Source organism: Erythrobacter sp., from assembly GCF_011765465.1.
GTDB lineage: Bacteria > Pseudomonadota > Alphaproteobacteria > Sphingomonadales > Sphingomonadaceae > Erythrobacter.
The window spans coordinates 1032975-1050468 of sequence record NZ_CP050265.1; the positions used below are offsets into that span (position 1 = coordinate 1032975).

The 17494-nt window shown below is 68.5% G+C and carries 21 protein-coding genes; 11 read left to right on the forward strand and 10 right to left on the reverse strand.

The annotated features are described in order from the left end of the window. The first annotated feature begins 43 nt into the window (after positions 1-43). Positions 44-499, forward strand: coding sequence for a vgr related protein (locus G9473_RS04940; protein WP_291138234.1), 456 nt, complete (start codon positions 44-46; stop codon positions 497-499). A 6-nt stretch (positions 500-505) separates the two neighbouring features. On the opposite strand, the gene G9473_RS04945 is transcribed toward G9473_RS04940, so the two are convergent. From G9473_RS04945 to hrcA, 3 genes are all read right to left on the reverse strand, one after another. Then, entirely contained in the window at positions 506-796 is a 291-nt protein-coding gene (locus G9473_RS04945) for a glycine zipper domain-containing protein (RefSeq protein ID WP_291136629.1), read from the reverse strand. Positions 797-878: 82 nt separating this feature from the next. Next, a complete protein-coding gene (gene grpE, locus G9473_RS04950; protein ID WP_291136632.1) occupies positions 879-1478 on the reverse strand; it encodes a nucleotide exchange factor GrpE in 600 nt (199 codons plus the stop codon). Positions 1479-1512: 34 nt separating this feature from the next. Beyond that, a complete protein-coding gene (gene hrcA, locus G9473_RS04955; RefSeq protein WP_291136635.1) occupies positions 1513-2556 on the reverse strand; it encodes a heat-inducible transcriptional repressor HrcA in 1044 nt (347 codons plus the stop codon). 109 nt (positions 2557-2665) lie between these two features. Here hrcA and rph point away from each other — a divergent pair, with 109 nt between their 5' ends. Together rph and rdgB are read left to right on the forward strand one after the other, a co-directional pair. Further along, positions 2666-3379 carry a ribonuclease PH gene (rph, locus tag G9473_RS04960; protein WP_291136638.1) on the forward strand — a complete coding sequence of 238 codons (714 nt, stop codon included), beginning with the start codon at positions 2666-2668 and terminating at the stop codon, positions 3377-3379. Continuing rightward, positions 3376-4005 (forward strand): RdgB/HAM1 family non-canonical purine NTP pyrophosphatase, encoded by a 630-nt coding sequence (rdgB, locus tag G9473_RS04965; protein WP_291136641.1) that lies wholly within the window; start codon positions 3376-3378, stop codon positions 4003-4005. Before rph ends, rdgB begins: the two co-directional genes overlap by 4 nt. 9 nt (positions 4006-4014) lie before the next feature. Here the strand turns inward: rdgB and G9473_RS04970 are convergent, their stop codons facing one another. Beyond that, positions 4015-4557, reverse strand: coding sequence for a CAP domain-containing protein (locus tag G9473_RS04970; protein WP_291136644.1), 543 nt, complete (start codon positions 4555-4557; stop codon positions 4015-4017). A 53-nt stretch (positions 4558-4610) separates the two neighbouring features. On the opposite strand from G9473_RS04970, the gene hemW reads away from it, so the two are divergent. Together hemW and G9473_RS04980 are read left to right on the forward strand one after the other, a co-directional pair. After that, complete coding sequence (hemW, locus tag G9473_RS04975; RefSeq protein ID WP_291136648.1) at positions 4611-5762, forward strand: radical SAM family heme chaperone HemW; 1152 nt, start codon at positions 4611-4613, stop codon at positions 5760-5762. After that, the gene (locus G9473_RS04980) at positions 5759-6673 is read left to right on the forward strand and encodes a tyrosine recombinase XerC (RefSeq protein WP_291136650.1); all 915 of its coding nucleotides are present in this window, start codon (positions 5759-5761) and stop codon (positions 6671-6673) included. Before hemW ends, G9473_RS04980 begins: the two co-directional genes overlap by 4 nt. Here the strand turns inward: G9473_RS04980 and G9473_RS04985 are convergent. Genes G9473_RS04985 through rsmI form a run of 5 tightly spaced genes read right to left on the reverse strand, consistent with a single transcriptional unit; the run spans position 6670 to position 9999 of the window. Next, positions 6670-7287 carry a DedA family protein gene (locus G9473_RS04985; RefSeq protein ID WP_291136654.1) on the reverse strand — a complete coding sequence of 206 codons (618 nt, stop codon included), beginning with the start codon at positions 7285-7287 and terminating at the stop codon, positions 6670-6672. The two genes, G9473_RS04980 and G9473_RS04985, sit on opposite strands and share 4 nt — an antisense overlap. Positions 7288-7309: 22 nt before the next feature. Next, positions 7310-7792: a VOC family protein gene (locus tag G9473_RS04990; protein WP_291136658.1), complete on the reverse strand. Its 483-nt coding sequence runs from the start codon at positions 7790-7792 to the stop codon at positions 7310-7312. A 19-nt stretch (positions 7793-7811) separates the two neighbouring features. After that, positions 7812-8777 carry a glutathione synthase gene (gshB, locus tag G9473_RS04995; protein ID WP_291136661.1) on the reverse strand — a complete coding sequence of 322 codons (966 nt, stop codon included), beginning with the start codon at positions 8775-8777 and terminating at the stop codon, positions 7812-7814. Between the two features lie 11 nt (positions 8778-8788). Further along, positions 8789-9136, reverse strand: coding sequence for a YraN family protein (locus G9473_RS05000; protein ID WP_291136664.1), 348 nt, complete (start codon positions 9134-9136; stop codon positions 8789-8791). Then, the gene (rsmI, locus tag G9473_RS05005; RefSeq protein WP_291136667.1) at positions 9133-9999 is read right to left on the reverse strand and encodes a 16S rRNA (cytidine(1402)-2'-O)-methyltransferase; all 867 of its coding nucleotides are present in this window, start codon (positions 9997-9999) and stop codon (positions 9133-9135) included. Before rsmI ends, G9473_RS05000 begins: the two co-directional genes overlap by 4 nt. Positions 10000-10039: 40 nt before the next feature. Here rsmI and G9473_RS05010 point away from each other — a divergent pair, with 40 nt between their 5' ends. The 3 genes from G9473_RS05010 to G9473_RS05020 all read left to right on the forward strand — a co-directional run bounded on the left by G9473_RS05010 (position 10040) and on the right by G9473_RS05020 (position 13704). Further along, positions 10040-11269, forward strand: coding sequence for a penicillin-binding protein activator (locus G9473_RS05010; protein ID WP_291136670.1), 1230 nt, complete (start codon positions 10040-10042; stop codon positions 11267-11269). Between the two features lie 64 nt (positions 11270-11333). Then, positions 11334-13322, forward strand: a complete 1989-nt coding sequence (gene parE, locus G9473_RS05015; protein WP_291136673.1) for a DNA topoisomerase IV subunit B — start codon at positions 11334-11336, stop codon at positions 13320-13322. Then, a complete protein-coding gene (locus tag G9473_RS05020) occupies positions 13315-13704 on the forward strand; it encodes a hypothetical protein (RefSeq protein ID WP_291136676.1) in 390 nt (129 codons plus the stop codon). Before parE ends, G9473_RS05020 begins: the two co-directional genes overlap by 8 nt. Here G9473_RS05020 and G9473_RS05025 read toward each other — a convergent pair whose 3' ends face one another. Then, positions 13705-14919, reverse strand: coding sequence for a bifunctional alpha/beta hydrolase/OsmC family protein (locus G9473_RS05025; RefSeq protein ID WP_291136679.1), 1215 nt, complete (start codon positions 14917-14919; stop codon positions 13705-13707). A 105-nt stretch (positions 14920-15024) separates the two neighbouring features. Here G9473_RS05025 and G9473_RS05030 point away from each other — a divergent pair, with 105 nt between their 5' ends. Genes G9473_RS05030 through G9473_RS05040 form a run of 3 tightly spaced genes read left to right on the forward strand, consistent with a single transcriptional unit; the run spans position 15025 to position 17481 of the window. Further along, the gene (locus G9473_RS05030) at positions 15025-15558 is read left to right on the forward strand and encodes a sigma-70 family RNA polymerase sigma factor (protein ID WP_291136682.1); all 534 of its coding nucleotides are present in this window, start codon (positions 15025-15027) and stop codon (positions 15556-15558) included. Beyond that, positions 15555-16130 carry a hypothetical protein gene (locus G9473_RS05035; protein WP_291136685.1) on the forward strand — a complete coding sequence of 192 codons (576 nt, stop codon included), beginning with the start codon at positions 15555-15557 and terminating at the stop codon, positions 16128-16130. Before G9473_RS05030 ends, G9473_RS05035 begins: the two co-directional genes overlap by 4 nt. 46 nt (positions 16131-16176) lie before the next feature. After that, on the forward strand, positions 16177-17481 hold the full coding sequence (locus tag G9473_RS05040) for a serine hydrolase (RefSeq protein WP_291136688.1): 1305 nt from the start codon (positions 16177-16179) through the stop codon (positions 17479-17481). Positions 17482-17494 lie beyond the last annotated feature (13 nt).

Genomic DNA, 17494 nt, shown 5'->3' on the forward strand with positions numbered 1-17494 from the left:
GACGGGCTCCCTTCCCGCCTGCCCGAAAGGCGGCGCGCGCGCCCTGACGCCGGGCGAGGTCGACCTTGCGCGCGGCATATTCGGCGATGCGATCGATTACGGCGCGGTCGAGATCCGGCGGCGCAAGTGGTTCCCCTTCCAGCCGAAGCGGATCACCATGGCCCCGCGCGGCCACATCCATTTCCACCCCGAAGGCAGCGCCTATTGCGACGATTTCTCGCAAGAAGGCGTATTGCGGCAGGGGTTCCTGATCCACGAACTCACCCATGTCTGGCAGGCCCAGACGCGGGGAAGCTGGTATCTCGTCCTGAACCGCCATCCCTTCTGCCGCTACGACTATGCGCTGAGGCCGGGGCGGCCGCTCACTTTCTACGGGATCGAGCAGCAGGCCGAGATCGTGCGCCACGCCTTCCTGCTGCGACGCGGGGTCGGCCTTGCGGGGGTCGCGGACAAGGCCGCCTACGACGAACTCGTCCGCTTCCCCGGCGCGGCTCTCTAGCGCGCGTCAGTAGCGCGGGTCGTCGGGGTAGCCGCGCCGCCCGAAACAGTCATCGTCGAGATATTCGTCGCGATAATATCCATCGCAGTCGTCATCCTTGTCGACGAAATAGCCCGCAAGGCCGCCCGCCGCCGCGCCCGCCAGCGCGTAGGTGGTGATGTCCTCGCCGGTGATCGCGGCCAGCCCCGCCCCGGCGGCAGCACCCGCAAGCCCGCCTTCCGCGGCGTAATTGTCGGCGCAGGCGCCGAGCGTGAGGGTGCTCGCCGCAAGCGCGGGGGCAAAAAGCAGCTTTTTCATGTGTCTCTCCGTAACAGCCCCCTGTTCGGGGGAATTACGGATGAGGAGACGGGCTGGTTCCGCCTGGGATCGCGAGCCCGACTCAATCCGGCTTCTTCGCCACGCCCACCATGGCGGGGCGCAACAGCCGGTCCTTGATCATCCAGCCCGACTGCATTTCCTGGACCACCGTGCCCGGTTCGTGCTCGTCGGTGGGGACTTCCATCATCGCCTGGTGCTGGTTCGGGTCAAGCGGCAGGCCCATCGCCGCGATGCGCTCGATGCCGTGGCTCTTGAAGACCTTCTCGAGCTCGCGCTGGGTCGCCTCGATCCCGATCACGAGACCCTTCATCTTGTCGTCTTCGCGTAAGGACTCGGGGATGGCCTCGACCGCGCGGGCGAGGTTGTCGGCAACGCTCAGGATGTCGCGCGCGAAGGCGGTCGCGGCATAGTTGCGCGCGTCCTGGACGTCCTTTTCCATCCGGCGGCGCACGTTCTGCGTGTCGGCCTTGGCATAGAGCACGTCCTGCTTGGCCGCCTCGAGATCGCTGCGAAGCTGGGCGATGACCTCGGACAGGTCGTCGCCCTTGGCCTCATCGCCCTCGTCTTCGGCATTGTCGTGCGAATCCTTGAGGAATTCCTCGGGCACGCCTTTCAGTTCGGCTTCCGCCGCTTCGTCGCGCGGCTTGTCGTTCTCGTTCATTTCCAAGTGCTTCCAGCCTGTATGTAATGATGCTTCAAGCTATGCGCCGGCCCAGCGACCGCGCCGTGAAATCCACCATGGGGACCACGCGCGCGTAATTCAACCGCGTCGGCCCGATCACGCCGAGCACGCCGAGCACCCTGCCCTCGCGGTCGCGATAGGGCGAGGCGATGACCGAGGAGCCAGACAGGCCGAACAGGCGGTTTTCCGAGCCGATGAAGATGCGCGTCGCCTCCGCCTCGCGCGCGCTTTCGAGCAGGGCAGCGACCGATTGCTTGTCCTCGAGGTCCTCGAGCAGCGAGCGCACCCGTTCAAGATCCTCCAGTGCCGCCTCGTCGAGCAGGTTCGCCGCCCCGCGCACGATGAGGACCGGGCGCTGCTCGCTGTCCTCGCTCCACACGGCAAGCCCGCGCTCGACAAGGTCGCGGCTGGCTTCGTCGAGCTGGCTTTTGCCGGCGCCGATTTCGGCGCGCATCGCCTGCGCCGCCTCGGCCAGCGTGCGCCCCGAAAGCCGCGCTGTGACATAATTCGACACGCGATCGAACGTGCCGGGATCGAGCGCGGCGCCAAGGTCGAACACGCGGTTCTCGACCCCGCCGTCCTCCCCCACCAGAACGGCGAGCGCCCTGCCCTGCCCGAGATCGACGAGGCTGAACTGGGCGAGCCGCTGTTCGCGCGCCGGGACCAGCACCATCCCCGCCGCCCCCGACAGGTCGGACAACAGCGCGCTTGCCTGGTGCAGCGCCTGTTCGACCGGCCCGCCGCCCGCAAGCCGCGCCTCGATCCGGGCCTGCTCCTCCTCGGTCGGCTCGCTCATCCGCATCATCCCGTCGACGAAGATGCGCAATCCTGCTTCGGTCGGCATCCGTCCCGCGCTGGTATGCGGCGCGGCGAGCAGGCCGAGCCGTTCGAGGTCGGCCAGCACCGAGCGGATCGAGGCGGGCGAGAGGTTGAGCGTCCCGTCGCTCGCAAGCGTCTTGGAGCCCACCGGCTGGCCGGAATCGAGATAGCCCTCGACGACGAGCCGGAAGATTTCGCGGGCGCGGTCGGTCAGTTCGGTGATCGGGGGCGATGCCATGCCTGTTAGCTAGGAAAATCGGAGGCGAAACTCAATTTGTCTCGGCCCCGGGTTGCCGCGGGGCCGCGATTGCGCCAAGCGCGGGCCAGACCAAACGACAGGAGCTTTCATGCGCCCCTCTTCCCGCGCGCCCGACGAAATGCGCGCCATCACCATCGAAACCGGCTTCACCAAGCACGCCGAGGGCTCGTGCCTGATCGGCTTCGGCGACACCAAGGTGCTGTGCACCGCCAGCGTCGAGCGCAACGTGCCGCCGTGGATGCGGGGCAAGGGCGAAGGCTGGGTGACGGGCGAATATTCGATGCTCCCGCGCGCCACGCACACCCGCGGCAGCCGCGAAGCCGCGCGCGGCAAGCAGTCGGGTCGCACGCAGGAAATCCAGCGCCTGATCGGGCGGAGCTTGCGCGCCGTGGTGGACCTGAAAAAGCTCGGCGAGCGACAGATCACGCTCGATTGCGACGTCATCCAGGCCGACGGCGGCACGCGCACCGCCTCGATCTCGGGCGCGTGGGTGGCGCTGCGGCTCGCGGTCGACGGGCTCATCAAGGCGGGCGAGATCAAGGAGGATCCCATCCTCTCGCAGGTCGCGGCGATTTCCTGCGGCATCTACCAGGGCACGCCGGTGCTCGACCTCGATTACGACGAGGATTCATCCGCCGACGCCGATGCCAATTTCGTCCTGCTCGAAGGGGGCAACATCGCCGAGGTGCAGGCGACCGCCGAGGGCGCGACCTATGACGAAGAGGGCCTGCTGCGTCTCCTGCGCCTTGCCCGGATGGGCTGCGACGAGATCTTCGCCGCGCAAAGGGACGCGGTGAAGTGACGCGGAAACTGAGCGGCGGCTCGCTCGTCATCGCGACGCATAATCAGGGCAAGCTCAGGGAAATCTCCGCCCTGCTCGAGCCTTACGGGATGAAATGCATCTCGGCCGGTTCGCTCGGCCTGCCCGAGCCCGCAGAGACGGGGACGAGCTTCATCGACAACGCCCTCATTAAAGCCCGCGCGGCGGCGGAGGCTTCGGGCCTTGCCGCGCTGGCCGACGACAGTGGCCTCAGCGTCGAGGCTCTGGGCGGGCGGCCCGGGGTCTACACCGCCGACTGGGCCGAACGGCAGTGGTTCGAAGGCGATCCGGGCCGCGACTGGTTCATGGCGATGGGCAAGGTCGAGGGGATGCTGCAGGCGCTTGGTCCCGACACCGACCGCTCGGCGGCCTTCCACTGCGTTCTCGCGATCGCGTGGCCCGATGGCGAGCACGTCGCCTATGAAGGGCGCTGCGCGGGTTCGCTGACCTGGCCGCCGCGCGGGGAAATGGGTTTCGGCTATGACCCGGTCTTCGTGCCGGAAGGCCGCGAGCAGACTTTCGCGGAGATCGACCCGGCGGAGAAACACGCGATCAGCCACCGCGCCGATGCCTTCGCGAAGCTCGTCGCCGACCAGTTCGGGGTCTAGTCGTCCCGGTCAGCGATTGGCGGCGACGCGGCCCGGTGCGATGCGCTGCCCGATGACATTGCCCGCGGGCCAGTAGCGGCACACCAGCACGTCGAAATGCACCCCGCGCGCGCTCGCGCAGCCGACCTCGCGCGTGTCGGCCCAGACGATCTGGGTGTAGTGCCCGACATCGGCCCAGTTCCCGGTGCGCGAGACATGGGGGAAGGTGCCGGGACGGAAATACCGCTTTTCCTCGGTGAAGGCGGCGATCATGCGGGCGGGCGAATAATACCCCGCGCTGCCCATCCACAGGTTCTCGCCGGTCCCGTTCCTTGTCTCGCGCGGGGAATGGCGCAGCACGTTCTCCCGCGCGAGCCGTTCGGCCCAGCCCCGCGCCTCGGCGGCGAGCGCCGCGTTCCAGCGCAGCGGCGGCGTGCCGAAAGCGGCGCGCTCGGCATTATGCGCGGCGAGCCATGTTTCCTCGGCCGTCGCCGCACGCTCGCCCGCATGGGCCGCGCCCATCAGCGCGCCGAGCGCGGCGCAGCCCGCCAGAATTGTCGCCCGCAGTCTCATGGCCTACATGGTGGAGCGCACCGCCTTACCAAAGACTGAAAGCGCCCCGCCCCTTGGCCCGAGCCCTCTACATCCACTGGCCCTTCTGCGCGAAGAAATGCCCCTATTGCGACTTCAACTCGCACGTGCGCGCTGCGGTCGATCACGCCGCGTGGCGCGACGCCCTGCTTGCCGATATGCGCGCGGAGGCCGCTGTGGCGGGCGGCGCGGCGCTTCGTTCGATCTTCTTCGGCGGTGGCACGCCGTCGCTGATGCCGCCCGCGCTGGTCGAGGCGCTGCTCGCCGAAGCTGAACGCCTTTGGGGCTTCAGCGAAGGGATCGAGATCACGCTGGAGGCCAATCCCTCCTCGGTCGAGGCGGCCAGTTTCGCGGCGCTGGCCGGGGCGGGCATCAACCGCGTCTCGCTCGGCGTGCAATCGCTCGAGGACGAGACGCTGCGCTGGCTCGGGCGGCTGCACGGGGCGGACGAGGCGCTGGCGGCGCTCGAGGTCGCGCAGGCGCAGTTCGCCCGGGTGAGCTTCGATCTCATTTATGCCCTGCCCGGCCAGAGCCCGCGCGAATGGGAGGCGCAGCTGGCCCGAGCGCTGGGCTTCGGCACGTCGCACCTCTCGCTCTACCAGCTGACGATCGAGCCCGGCACGCGCTTTGCAACCGATGTCCGGCGCGGCGTCTTCGCGCCGCTGGACGACGACGCGGCGGCGGAACTCTACGACCTGACGCAGGCCATGACCGAGGCAGCGGGTCTCCCCGCCTACGAGACGAGCAACCACGCCCGGCCCGGCGCGGAGAGCCGCCACAACCTCACCTATTGGCGCTACGAGGATTATGCCGGGATCGGCCCCGGCGCACACGGACGCCGCGGCGGCTTTGCGACCGTCCGCCACAGAAAGCCCGAGAACTACCTCGCCGCCGTTGCGGAACGCGGGCACGGCATCGCCGAGCAGCGCGCGCTGCCGCTCGCCGAGCAGGCGGCCGAAGCGCTCCTGATGGGGCTGCGACTGACCGAGGGCGTGGACCTTGCCGCGCTCGCCGGGCGGTTCGCGATGAGGCGAGCGGATTTGGTGGATGAGGGAGCCCTCGCCCGCTTGCGCGGTCTCGGGCTGGTCTGGACCGCGGGCGAGCGGATCGGGGTCGCGCCTCCGGGGCGCGGCGTGCTCGACGCGCTGCTAGGAGAAATCGTCGCGGACGGGCTGGTAGCGGCGTGAGCGCGGTGGACCTCATCGGGCAATGGCAGCGCCACCTTGCCGAAGGTCGCCGCCGCTCACCCCACACCGTGCGCGCCTATGTCGCCGCCGCCCGGCGGCTGCTGGCGGCGCGGGGAATCGAGGATTGGGAGGGTGTCGCGGCGATCGAAGCGCACGACCTGCGCCGCCACCTTGCCGAGCGGCGCGCGGGCGGACTTTCCAATGCAAGCGCGGCGCGCGAATTGTCGGCGCTCAAGGCATTCATCGCCTTCGCCCGCGCCGAAAGCGGCGATCCCGACCCCGCCGCGCCGCGCGTGCGGGGGCCGCGGCTCAAGAAGGGCCTGCCCCGCCCCGTCACGCCTGACGATGCGGTGAACCTCGCGGACCTGGCCGGGGCCGGCGCGCGCGAGGACTGGATCGGGGCGCGCGACCGGGCGGTGCTGCTCCTGATGTATGGCTGCGGCCTGCGCATTGCCGAGGCGCTGTCGCTAACGGGGGCAGACGTGCCGCTGGGAGAGACTCTCAACGTCACGGGCAAGGGAGGCAAGCAGCGCGTCGTTCCGGTCCTCCCCATTGTGCGCGCGGCGGTCGCGGAGTATTTCGCCGCCTGCCCCTGGCCGCTCGCCCGCACGGACCCGCTCTTTCGCGGAGCGAAAGGCGGGCCCCTCTCGCCCGGCATGGTGCAAAAGGCGATGGCGCAGGCGCGCCGCGCGCTCGGCCTGCCCGACAGCGCGACCCCGCACGCGCTGCGGCACAGCTTCGCCACCCACCTGCTCGGCGCGGGCGCGGACCTGCGATCGCTTCAGGAACTGCTCGGCCATGCCTCACTGGGTTCGACCCAGATCTACACCAAGGTCGACGCGGCGAGCCTGCTCGAGAACTACCGCGCCGCCCATCCCCGAGAACGCGGGGCGCGCGCGAAGAAAAACTAGTCCTCGCTCTCCGCCCGCTCGGCCGGCTCCCACGTCACCACCCGCCAGACATACCACACGACGCCCAGCGCCAGCCCGGCGATGATCGCGATGCTGGCGATGTCCTCGTAGGTCTCGAGCAGGCCCGACAGCGCCGCTCCGCCGAGAATCAGCAGCGCGTTCCAGATGAGCGAGCCGAGGAAGGTGAACAGGCAGAAGCGCCAGAAGCCCATGCCCGCCAGCCCCGCCGGGAGCGAGACGATGGTGCGCAGGACGGGCGAGAAGCGCAGGACGAAGACGATCCATTCCCCGTGCCGCCGGAAGAAATCGCGCGCGCGGGTGAATTCGTCCCATTCGAAAGTCAGCCAGCGCCCGAAACGGTCGATGAAGGCGCGCAGCTGCGCCTCGCTCCAGCGGCGGCCGAGCCAGTACCAGAACAGGTTTCCGGCGACCGTGCCGAGCGTGCCGATGATGAGCAGGGGCGCAAAGGCCATGTCCCCGCGCGCGACGAGCACGCCTCCGAAGCCCATGATCACTTCCGACGGCACGGGCGGGAAGATGTTCTCGATCGCCATGAGCAGGAAGATGCCGACATAGCCGCCGCGCCGGATCACCTCGAGGATGAGATCGGTCATGTCACCCGAACGCCCGCGCGCCCTAATCGTTCACCGGCAAGCGACGCCGCGCGAGGCTCGTCGGGTGGGCGGGCGCGACCTGCTGCAATTCGATCACGTTGCCGTCGGGGTCCGAGCCGTAGATCGCCTTGATCTCGCCCATGTCGCCGTATTCGCTTCTCACGAAGCGCATCCCGGCGGCCTGGAGGCGGGCGAAATCGGCCGCGATGTCGTCGCTGTCGACCGCGAAATGGGTATAGCCGCGATCATTGGGAGCTTTGGGGGTCGTGCTTGCGGACGCGGGGCTCGAGAACTCGAATATCTCGAGATAGGCGTTTCCGGCCTTGAGCATGACGGTGCGTGCCGCGGAGCCTTCGACACCGATGATGCTGTCGATCTCGGGGCTGTCGCTCCAGGCGAATTGCTCGCTCACCGGGGTGAAGCCCAGCGCCTCTTCGTAGAACCGCACGAGCCGGTCGAGATCGTGCGTGCTCACCGCGACATGGTGGATACCCCTGATAGCCATGCGTGCCTTGCCTCCTGCCCTACTGCCCGCCAAGCCGCGAGGCGCGCGCCTCTATCGCGTCCCAGATCATGCCGGCGACGTCGGTGCCGTCGAATTCGGAAATGGCGACGATTCCCGTGGGCGAGGTCACGTTGATCTCGGTCAGCCACTTACCGCCGATGACGTCGATCCCGACGAAGGTGAGGCCGAGGCGCTTCAGATCCGGCCCCATCGCCTCGCAGATCTCGCGCTCCCGCTCGGTCAGCTCGGTCGCCTCGGCGCTGCCGCCCATGGCGAGGTTGGAGCGGAATTCGCCCTTGCCGGGTATCCGGTTGATCGCGCCCGCGATCTCGCCGTCGACCAGCACGATGCGCTTGTCGCCCTCGGCCACTTCGGGAAGGAAAGGCTGGACCATGTGCGGCTCGGGCCAGGTCTGGTTGAACACCTCGATCAGCGCGGTGAGATTGTCGCCGCTTTCCGGCACGCGGAAGATCGCCTTGCCGCCATTGCCGTGGATCGGCTTGATCACCACCGCGCCGTGTTCCTCCATGAAGCGGCGGATTTCCGCGACCGAGCGGGTGACGAGCGTGGGCGGCATGAAGCGGCGATAGTCGAGCACCATCACCTTTTCGGGCGAATTGCGCACGCTCGCCGGGTCGTTCACCACAATCGTCTCGCCCGCGATGCGCTCGAGCAGGTGGGTCGCGGTGATGTAGCCCATGTGGAAGGGCGGATCCTGCCGCATCAGGACCACGTCGATGTCGCGCCCGAGATCGAGCCGCTGCTTCGCGCCTTTTTCGAAATGGTCGCCTTCGACCCGGCGCACGGTGACGGGCGCCGCTTCGGCCCAGAGCCGGTCGTCGGCATCAAGAGTCAGGCTTTCGACGTGGTATTCGAACACCGCGTGTCCGCGCTCCTGCGCCGCGAGCATCAGCGCGAAGGAGCTGTCGCCCTTGATGTTGACGGTCTCGATCGGGTCCATTTGGACGGCGACGCGCAGGCTCATGGGCTTGTCCCTCAGGGTTGGTAGGCGTTGGCGATGTGGCGCGGACGGCTGCCGGGTGCAAGCAGGAGCACGTCGATGGTGAAGTCGTCGCCCTGTTCGGCATAGTCGGCCATCGCGATTTCGGCGGCGGCGGCAAGGCGGCGCTCGTCGATCGCAGCGGCGAGGTCGCGGGAGTGGGCGCGCCACTTGACCTCGAAGAAGCCGAGCAGGCTGCCCTTGCGCGCAATCAGGTCGATCTCGCCGCGCGGGGTTTTCACGCGCTCGGCGAGCACACGCCAGCCCTGCTGCATCAGCCATTGCGCAGCCTGCGCTTCGCCCTCGCGGCCTTTGCGTTCTGCCCGTTCGCGGCTCTCGCTCATCGGGCTTTCAGTTCCACGGCGCGGGCATAGAGTTCCTTGCGGTCGAGCCCGGTCGCCTTCGCCACGCTGGCTGCGGCCTTGCTCGGGCTCATGTCCTCCAGCGCCTCGGCCAGAAGCGCCTCGGGATCGGCCTCGCTCGCGGCTTCAACCGGCGGGCCGACGAGCAGCACGATCTCGCCCTTGGCCGGGTGCTCGGCATAATGCGCGGCGAGGTCGGCGGGAAAGCCGGTGCGGCATTCCTCGTGCAGTTTCGTGAGTTCGCGAGCGACCGCGACCTCGCGCTCCGGCCAGGCTTCGGCCAGCGCGCCGAGGCTGCGCACGAGCCGCGGGCCGGTCTCGTAGAACACCAGCGTGGCATCGACCGCCGCCAGTTCGGCAAGCACGTCGCCGCGCGCCTTGTCCTTCACGGGCAGGAAGCCTGCGAACAGGAACCGGTCGTTGGGCAATCCGGCGAGCGTCAGCCCGGCGATCGCGGCGCAGGGGCCGGGGATGCTCGTCACCGCCACCCCCGCCGCGTGCGCCTCGCGCACGAGCCTGTAGCCCGGATCGGAGACGAGCGGCGTTCCCGCATCGCTCACCAGCGCGACCGGCTCCGCGGCGGCGCGTTCGAGGATGCGGCGTCGCGTCTCCTCGCTCGCATGGTCGTCATAACGCTGCATCCGCGTATCTGCCCTGATGGCCTTCAAGAGCTTGCCCGTCACCCGCGTGTCCTCGCAGGCGATGAGCGCGGCGCGCTTCAGCACGTCGATGGCACGGAGCGTTATGTCGCCGAGATTGCCAATCGGCGTCGCGACGATGTAGAGGCCAGCCTCGAGCGGCTGCCCGTGTTCATCTTGCGTTGAGGCGGTGGCGGCAATCGTCATGACGGGACGTCTTTGAAGCAGCGATCAGGGGTCGGCAAGAATGAAGGTCAACGAAACAATGCGCATCGGGGTGAGCGCGCGGACGGGCGGTGTCTTTGCGGGCCTGCGCTCGGCCTTCCGGCACTTCAACCGCCGCAATCTCGCGCTCGCCGGATGCGCCGCGCTGCTCGGCGCGTGCCAGGTCATTCCCAAGACCGAGACCGTCTCGACCGGCCCCGCCGTAGCCACCCCAACGCCCGAGCCGAGCGCCACCGCCCTGCCGAGCGATTCCGCGCGCCACCGGATCGCGCTGCTCGTGCCGATGGGCGGGCCGACCGGCGAAGTCGGGCAGAGCCTCGCCAACGCGACCACGATGGCGCTGATCGACACCAACCGGAACAACCTGCGCATCACCACTTACGACACCTCCGCCGGGGCTGGCGAAGCCGCGCGCAAGGCGATCGCGGACGGCAACAAGCTCATCCTCGGCCCGCTGCTCGCCGCCAACATCCCCGCCGTGCAGGCCGCTGCGCGGCCCGCGGGCGTGACCGCGATTTCCTTTTCCAACGACGTTTCCGCAGCGAGCGCGGATGTCCTCTTGATGGGGCACATCCCCGAACAGGCGATCGAGCGCACCATGCGCTATGCACGCGAGAACGGCTCCAACGCTTTCGCCGCGCTGGTTCCCGACGGCGACTATGGCGAGCGCACCTATGCCGCGATGCGCCGCGCCTTGAACGCCTTCGGCGGCAATCTGATCGCGGTCGAACGCTATTCGCGCGGCAACACCTCGGTCATCAGCGCCGCGCAGCGCCTGCGAGCGGGCGGCGGCTACGACACGGTCCTCATCGCCGACGGGCCGCGCGCCGCGATCCAGGCCGCGCCCGAAATCAAGCGCGACGGAGCCGAAGGCACGCGCCTGCTCGGCACCGCGCTGTGGAGCGGCGAGGCGAGCCTGACCCGTGCCCCGGCGGTCGAGGGCGCGATCTTCTCGGCCGTTTCCGATGCGCGCTTCCAGCGCTTCGCCGACAGCTATGAAAGCCGCTTCGGCGGCAAGCCCTACCGCATTGCCACGCTCGGCTATGACGCGGTGCTGCTGACGCTGCGGATGGCGCAGGACTGGGAAGTGGGCGACGATTTCCCGCGCGCCGATCTCTACGGGCGGACCTTCATCGGGGTCGACGGAGCGTTCCGCTTTCAGAGCAACGGGGTCGCCGAGCGCGCGCTCGAAGTGCGCAAGGTGACGGGCGGCACGGTGATCGCGGTCGAGAACGCGCCCTCCTCCTTCTAGGAATTGCGCAAAACGGACGCGCCCCTGCTTGTGACGGGGCCGCCCCGCACCCTATAGCGGGTTCATGTCCGACGACCTGTTCGAAAACGCCCCCGCCTCAAGCGGCGATTACGATTCCTCCTCGATCGAGGTGCTCGAAGGATTGGAGCCCGTGCGTCGCCGCCCCGGAATGTATATCGGCGGGACCGACGACCGCGCGCTGCACCATCTCGCCGCCGAAGTGCTCGACAATTCGATGGACGAAGCGGTGGCGGGTCACGCCAACCGGATCGAGGTCCGGCTCGAGGAAGGAAACCGCCTGTCGATCTCGGACAACGGGCGCGGCATCCCGGTCGACGAGCATCCCAAGTTTCCCGGCAAGTCGACGCTCGAGGTGATCCTCTCGACGCTCCATTCGGGCGGCAAGTTCTCAGGGAAAGCCTATGCGACGAGCGGCGGCCTACACGGGGTCGGGGTGAGCGTCGTCAACGCCCTGTCGAGCCACACGCGGGTCGAGGTCGCGCGCGACAAGCAGCTTTACGCGCAGGAATTTTCCAAGGGCCAGACATTGGGCCCGATCGAGGTCGTCGGCGCCGCCCCCAACCGGCGCGGCACGACCGTCACCTTCACCCCCGACGAGGAAATCTTCGGCGACCGGGCGTTCAAGCCCGCGCGCCTGTTCAAGCTCGCCCGGTCGAAAGCCTATCTGTTCGCCGGGGTCGAGATCCGCTGGCGCTGCGCCGAAAGCCTCGCGAGCGAGGACGTGCCGACCGAGGCCACGTTCAAGTTCCCCGGCGGACTTGCCGACCATCTCGCCGAACAGGTGGGCGCGCGCGAATGCGTCACCAGCCAGCCTTTCGCGGGCAAGCAGGACTTTCCCTCGGTGGACGGCACGCAGCAGGGCCGGGTCGAATGGGCGATCGCCTGGCCGCTTTTCTCGGACGGGTCGAGCAGCTGGTATTGCAACACCGTCCCCACCCCCGACGGCGGGACGCACGAACAGGGCCTGCGCGCCGCGCTCACCAAGGGGCTGCGCGCGTTCGGCGAGCTCGTCGGCGCGAAGAAGGCGAAGGACATTTCCGCCGACGACGTGATGACCGGGGCCGAGGTGATGCTTTCGGTCTTCATCCGCGACCCGCAGTTCCAGTCGCAGACCAAGGATCGCCTCACCTCGCCCGAAGCCGCGCGGCTGGTCGAGAACGCGGTGCGCGACCATTTCGACCATTTCCTCGCCGATAACATGGAGCGCGGCAAGGCGCTGCTGGGCGAAGTGATGGAGCGCATGGAGGAACGCCTCCGGCGCAAGCAGGAACGCGAGATCAAGCGCAAGACCGCGACCAACGCGAAGAAGCTGCGCCTGCCCGGCAAGCTCACCGATTGTTCGGGCGAAGGCGGGCGCGACACCGAGCTTTTCATCGTCGAGGGCGACAGTGCAGGCGGCAGCGCCAAGCAGGCGCGCGATCGCAAGACGCAGGCGATCCTGCCGATCCGCGGCAAGATCCTCAACGTCGCATCCGCCACCGCCGACAAGATCCGCGCCAACAGCGAAATCGCCGACCTGATCCTCGCTCTCGGCTGCGGGACGCGCAAGGATTGCTCGCCCGACGACCTGCGCTATGACCGCATCATCATCATGACCGACGCCGATGTCGACGGCGCGCATATCGCGACGCTTTTGATGACCTTCTTCTTCCAGGAAATGCCCGAGGTCGTGCGGCAAGGGCATCTCTACCTCGCCCAGCCCCCGCTCTATCGCCTGACCGCAGGCAAGGAGAGCCGCTATGCCCGCGACGATGCGCACAGGAAGGAGCTGGAAGAGACGGTGTTCAAGGGCAAGAAGGTCGAGGTCGGCCGGTTCAAGGGTCTGGGCGAGATGAACCCCCAGCAATTGCGCGAGACGACGATGAATCCCGACACGCGCAGCCTCATCCGGATCACCCTGCCGCCCGAATTCGAACAGCGCGCGGCGGTGAAGGAGCTGGTCGACCAGCTGATGGGCCGCAATCCGGAACACCGCTTCAATTTCATCCAGAGCCACGCGAGCGATGTCGACCGCGACCTGATCGATGCCTGACGAGCGCGAGCACGAGCGCGATTCCGAGTATCCGAACCCGCGCGAAGAGGACATCATGGCGGGCGACCGCCGCATATCCCGCCCCGATTCCTCGCTGCCCGACTGGTATGTCTCCGACGCCGCCTATCGCCCGATCCCCATCGCCTGGTTCACCGCCGCCGTGCTGATCCAGGCGGTCGCGGCCTATGGCGTGTTCGTCGTGCTGCTCGATGCGAGCGGCTGGATCACTCTCGGCCTGACGGGGCTCGCCTCGATCGCGATCTATCTCTGGTCGATGGATCGCGGCCTCGCATCGGCGGGAGCGGGGTGGCGTATCGCGCTCGGCGTGGTGATGACGGTGCAATTCGCGCTGGTGGTGATCGGGACCAGCCCGCGCCTTTGATCAGTCCGAACTGCGCGTGTGAATGTGCAGCTCGCCTTCGAGCGTGCGGTGGACCGGGCACTTGTCGGCGATTTCCACGATCCGCGCGCGCTGGTCTTCGGTGAGGTCATCGCCCAGCACCTCGATCGCCCGGTTGAGCGCCTCGACCCGCACGTGTTCGTCGAGCGCTTTCTCGCAATCCGCGCGGTGATCGCGTTCGTGCGTCACGTGAACGCGCGCGCCTTCGAGGGGCCAGCCCTTGCGCTTCGCATACATCGTCATCGTCATCGCGGTGCAGGTGCCGAGCGCGGCCAAGAGCAGGTCGTAGGGCGTCGGCCCGGTGTCGTCCCCACCGTATGAGCGCGGCTCGTCGGCGAGGAAGCGGTGCGTTTTCGTGTGCACCTCGGTCCCGAAGCGGCCATGCCCGGTCTGCACGACCACGCCCTCTTCGGGCATCGGCCAGTCGGCGCGCAGCGGCAGGTAACGCTTGGCCCAGCTCGCGATCATGTCGGCGGCGAATTCCGCGTCCTCGGCCCGCGTCAGCAGGTGGTCCGCGCCGTCGAGGCTGACGAAGCTCTTGGGATGATAGGCCGCTGCGAACAGGCTGCTGGCATGGTCGATGCCCACCACCGGGTCGCTCGGCGAATGCAGCGCGAGGTAGGGCACGCGCATCTCCTTGACGAGATCGAGCAGGCTCGCAGCCTCCATCCGTTCGAGAAAGGCGCGCGAGATCGTGAAGGGGCGCCCGCCGATGCTCACCTCGCCCTCCCCATCGCGCAGGATCGCGTCGTGGTCGCCCTTCATCACGCCGAGCGCGTGGGCGACATCCGAAGGCGCGGCGATGGTGGCGAGCGCGGCGACCGTATCGCGCCCCAGTTCCGCCGCCGCCGCGAGCGCCGCCGCCCCGCCCAGGCTGTGGCCGACGAGCAGGACCGGGCCGCCCACGCGCTCCTTCATCGCCTGCGCCGCCGCGACGAGGTCGGAAACATCGGTCGCGAAACCCGCCCGGCCGAATTCGCCCTCGCTCGCCCCCAGCCCGGTGAAATCGAACCGCAGGCAGGCGATCCCGCGCGCCGCCAGCGCCCGCGCGACGCTGACGGCCGCGCGCGCCTGCCGCGTGCAGGTGAAGCAATGCGCGAACACCGCCCCGCCGCGCACCAGCCCCGTCGGCAATTCGAGCGCGCCCGACAGTTCATGGCCCTCGGCGCTGGTCACGGCGAATGCTTCGCTTGGCATGATGTCCTCCCTCGTTCCCGTTCAGCTTGGCATATCTCCAGCGACCGCGCGGACTTTTCTTTCCCGTTCGCGTAAGAAATCCGCTGGCGCGCCGACTGAGGGGGCATGGAACACGAGGTCGAACAGCTTTACCGCGAGGCGGGCCGCCAATTCGCCCCGGCGATCGCGCGGCTCGCCCGCGCGTTCGAGCGCGATGCGGAAAAGGCGCGCGATCTCGAACAGGAGATCCATTGCGCGCTGTGGACGAGCCTTGCGCGGTTTCGCGGCGACTGCTCGCTCAAGACCTGGGTCTACCGGGTCGCGCACAACGTCGCCGCCGATCACGTGGCGAAAGCGGTGCGCGGCCCGGCGCGCGTGCCGCTCGAACAGATCGAGGAATTGCCCGCCAGCACCGACCCGGAAGCCGAAGCCGCCGAACGCCTCGTGCTCAAGCGCATAGCGCAGCTCATCCGCCGCCTGCCCGCGCTCGACGCGCAGGTGATCGTGCTCTGGCTCGAAGGCGAGCGCGCCCGCGACATCGCCGAGATCACCGGCCTTTCCGAAGGCGCCGTCAATGTCCGGGTGCACCGGGTCAAGGCCCTGCTCGCGGACCATTTCGACCAACCCGAACACCCCCGACAGGAAGGAGCCCCCGCATGACCAAGCCCCCCTTCCCCCTCTGGACCGAGGAAGCGCAGGACGCAGGGTTCACCGACCCCGCCGAGATCGCCCGCCGCGCAGGCGCGTTCGAGCGCACGATCCGCCGCCGCAACCTGATCGAATACGCCGCTGGGGGGATCGTCTTCGTCCTTTTCTTCGCAGCCGCCGTGGGGGCCTTGTGGATCGGCGAATGGGCGATCGCGTCCTCCTTCGCGCTGATCCTCGCCGGGATCGCGCTCGTCGTGCGCAACCTTGCCCGGCGCGCGGGCAATCTCGAACGGCGACCGGAGGAGCCGTGCCTCGTTCACCTGCGGCGCCAGTATGCCCGCCAGTACGCGGCCCTGCGGTCGGTCGGCGCGTGGTATCTGGCGCCGCTCCTCCCGGGGCTGTTGCTGTTCTACGCCGTGATCGCGTGGAAGGTGAGCCTCGTGGCGGGCTGGCGCGAAGCACTGTCCGGCATCGCCGGGCCGTTCGCGGTCACCTTCGGAGTGTTTGCCGCCATTCTCGCCGCGAACCTGCTGGCCGCGCGCGGTCTGAAGCGCAAGCTCGACGCACTCGGCACGCTGGATTGACGCCGCCACAGCCCCTAACCTGCCCCTTAAGCAAGGAGACCCGACAATGATCCGCCACGCTCTTGTTGCCGCCGCCCTGCTCGCCTCGCCCATCGCGGCGAACGCGCAGGAGGCCGCCCCGCCCGCCCCCGTCCCCGCCGACACATCGGCAGAAGAATCCGCGCTCGAGGCGCGTGCCGAACAGGTCGTCGGGCTCATCAACGGCGACGTCGCCCCGGCGGAAGTGTTCAGCGACGCCATGCTTGCCCAGGTGTCGCCCGAACAATTCGCCGCCGTGTCGAAGCAATTGGTGAGCCAGTTCGGCCCCGCGATCGCGCTGCAGGGCCTCACGACGCGAAGCCGCACCGACGGGATCATCGAGATCAGGATGGAGCGCGCCATCGCGCGCGGTCCGCTGGTCATCGACCCGGCCGAAGGCAACCGCATCAGCGGGTTGCTCTTCCGCGAATTCGAGCCGGTCGACGACAGCCTCGAAAAGATCAGGGCCGACCTCGAGGCGCTGCCCGGCGAAGTCGGAGCCTATTTCGGCCCGGTCAAGGGCAATGCGCCGGTGCTGGAGATGAACGCCGAGCAGCCCTTCGCCATCGGTTCGAGCTTCAAGCTCTACGTCCTCGCCGCGCTGTCCGAGGAGATCCGGCAGGGCAAGCGCCAATGGGACGACGTGGTCGAACTGGAGACGAAGAGCTTTCCCAGCGGCAAGCTGCAGGACTGGCCGCTCGGCGCGCCGCTGACGCTGCACACGCTCGCCAGCCTGATGATCTCGATCAGCGACAACACCGCGACCGACCAGCTGATCGACATCCTCGGGCGCCAGCGCGTGGCCGAGGTGATGCGCGCGAGCGGACACGCCGCGCCCGGCCTCAACGATCCCTTCCTCAAGACCCGCGAGCTGTTCCTCCTGAAAGGCGGCGACCCGCAGCGGCTTGCCGATTACCGCGCGGCGGGGCCGGAGGAGCGGCTTGCCATACTCGCCAACACCGCCGGCGACGACCTCGACCTGAAGGCGCTTGCCAGGACTTTCGACGGCAAGCCGATCGCGCTCGATGTCGAATGGCTGGCGAGCGCCGAGGACCTGCGCAAGCTCTTCCTCTACATGATGATGAAGGGCGATCCGCGCGCGCTCGAAGTGCTCTCGATCAACGCCGGCCTGCCCGATGCGGTCGCGGACAAGTGGAAGCACGTCGCCTTCAAGGGCGGGTCGGAGCCGGGCGTGCTCCACCTCACCTGGCTGCTGCAGGACGAGAGCGGCGAATGGCACCTTCTCAACCTCGCCTGGAACAATCCCGATGACCCGGTGGACCAGGACACGCTCACCCTGATCGCCCAGCGCATCGCCTCGCTCGGCCGGTGAGCGCCTGCCTCAA

What these genes read in the sequence shown, in the direction of transcription:
- G9473_RS04945 (WP_291136629.1), bottom strand. Translation starts at nt 796, where the DNA reads ATGAAAAAGCTGCTTTTTGCCCCCGCGCTTGCGGCGAGCACCCTCACG.
- grpE (WP_291136632.1), bottom strand. Translation starts at nt 1,478, where the DNA reads ATGAACGAGAACGACAAGCCGCGCGACGAAGCGGCGGAAGCCGAACTG.
- hrcA (WP_291136635.1), bottom strand. Translation starts at nt 2,556, where the DNA reads ATGGCATCGCCCCCGATCACCGAACTGACCGACCGCGCCCGCGAAATC.
- rph (WP_291136638.1), top strand. Translation starts at nt 2,666, where the DNA reads ATGCGCCCCTCTTCCCGCGCGCCCGACGAAATGCGCGCCATCACCATC.
- G9473_RS04970 (WP_291136644.1), bottom strand. Translation starts at nt 4,557, where the DNA reads ATGAGACTGCGGGCGACAATTCTGGCGGGCTGCGCCGCGCTCGGCGCG.
- G9473_RS04985 (WP_291136654.1), bottom strand. Translation starts at nt 7,287, where the DNA reads ATGACCGATCTCATCCTCGAGGTGATCCGGCGCGGCGGCTATGTCGGC.
- G9473_RS04990 (WP_291136658.1), bottom strand. Translation starts at nt 7,792, where the DNA reads ATGGCTATCAGGGGTATCCACCATGTCGCGGTGAGCACGCACGATCTC.
- gshB (WP_291136661.1), bottom strand. Translation starts at nt 8,777, where the DNA reads ATGAGCCTGCGCGTCGCCGTCCAAATGGACCCGATCGAGACCGTCAAC.
- G9473_RS05000 (WP_291136664.1), bottom strand. Translation starts at nt 9,136, where the DNA reads ATGAGCGAGAGCCGCGAACGGGCAGAACGCAAAGGCCGCGAGGGCGAA.
- rsmI (WP_291136667.1), bottom strand. Translation starts at nt 9,999, where the DNA reads ATGACGATTGCCGCCACCGCCTCAACGCAAGATGAACACGGGCAGCCG.
- G9473_RS05010 (WP_291136670.1), top strand. Translation starts at nt 10,040, where the DNA reads ATGAAGGTCAACGAAACAATGCGCATCGGGGTGAGCGCGCGGACGGGC.
- parE (WP_291136673.1), top strand. Translation starts at nt 11,334, where the DNA reads ATGTCCGACGACCTGTTCGAAAACGCCCCCGCCTCAAGCGGCGATTAC.
- G9473_RS05020 (WP_291136676.1), top strand. Translation starts at nt 13,315, where the DNA reads ATGCCTGACGAGCGCGAGCACGAGCGCGATTCCGAGTATCCGAACCCG.
- G9473_RS05025 (WP_291136679.1), bottom strand. Translation starts at nt 14,919, where the DNA reads ATGCCAAGCGAAGCATTCGCCGTGACCAGCGCCGAGGGCCATGAACTG.
- G9473_RS05030 (WP_291136682.1), top strand. Translation starts at nt 15,025, where the DNA reads ATGGAACACGAGGTCGAACAGCTTTACCGCGAGGCGGGCCGCCAATTC.
- G9473_RS05035 (WP_291136685.1), top strand. Translation starts at nt 15,555, where the DNA reads ATGACCAAGCCCCCCTTCCCCCTCTGGACCGAGGAAGCGCAGGACGCA.
- G9473_RS05040 (WP_291136688.1), top strand. Translation starts at nt 16,177, where the DNA reads ATGATCCGCCACGCTCTTGTTGCCGCCGCCCTGCTCGCCTCGCCCATC.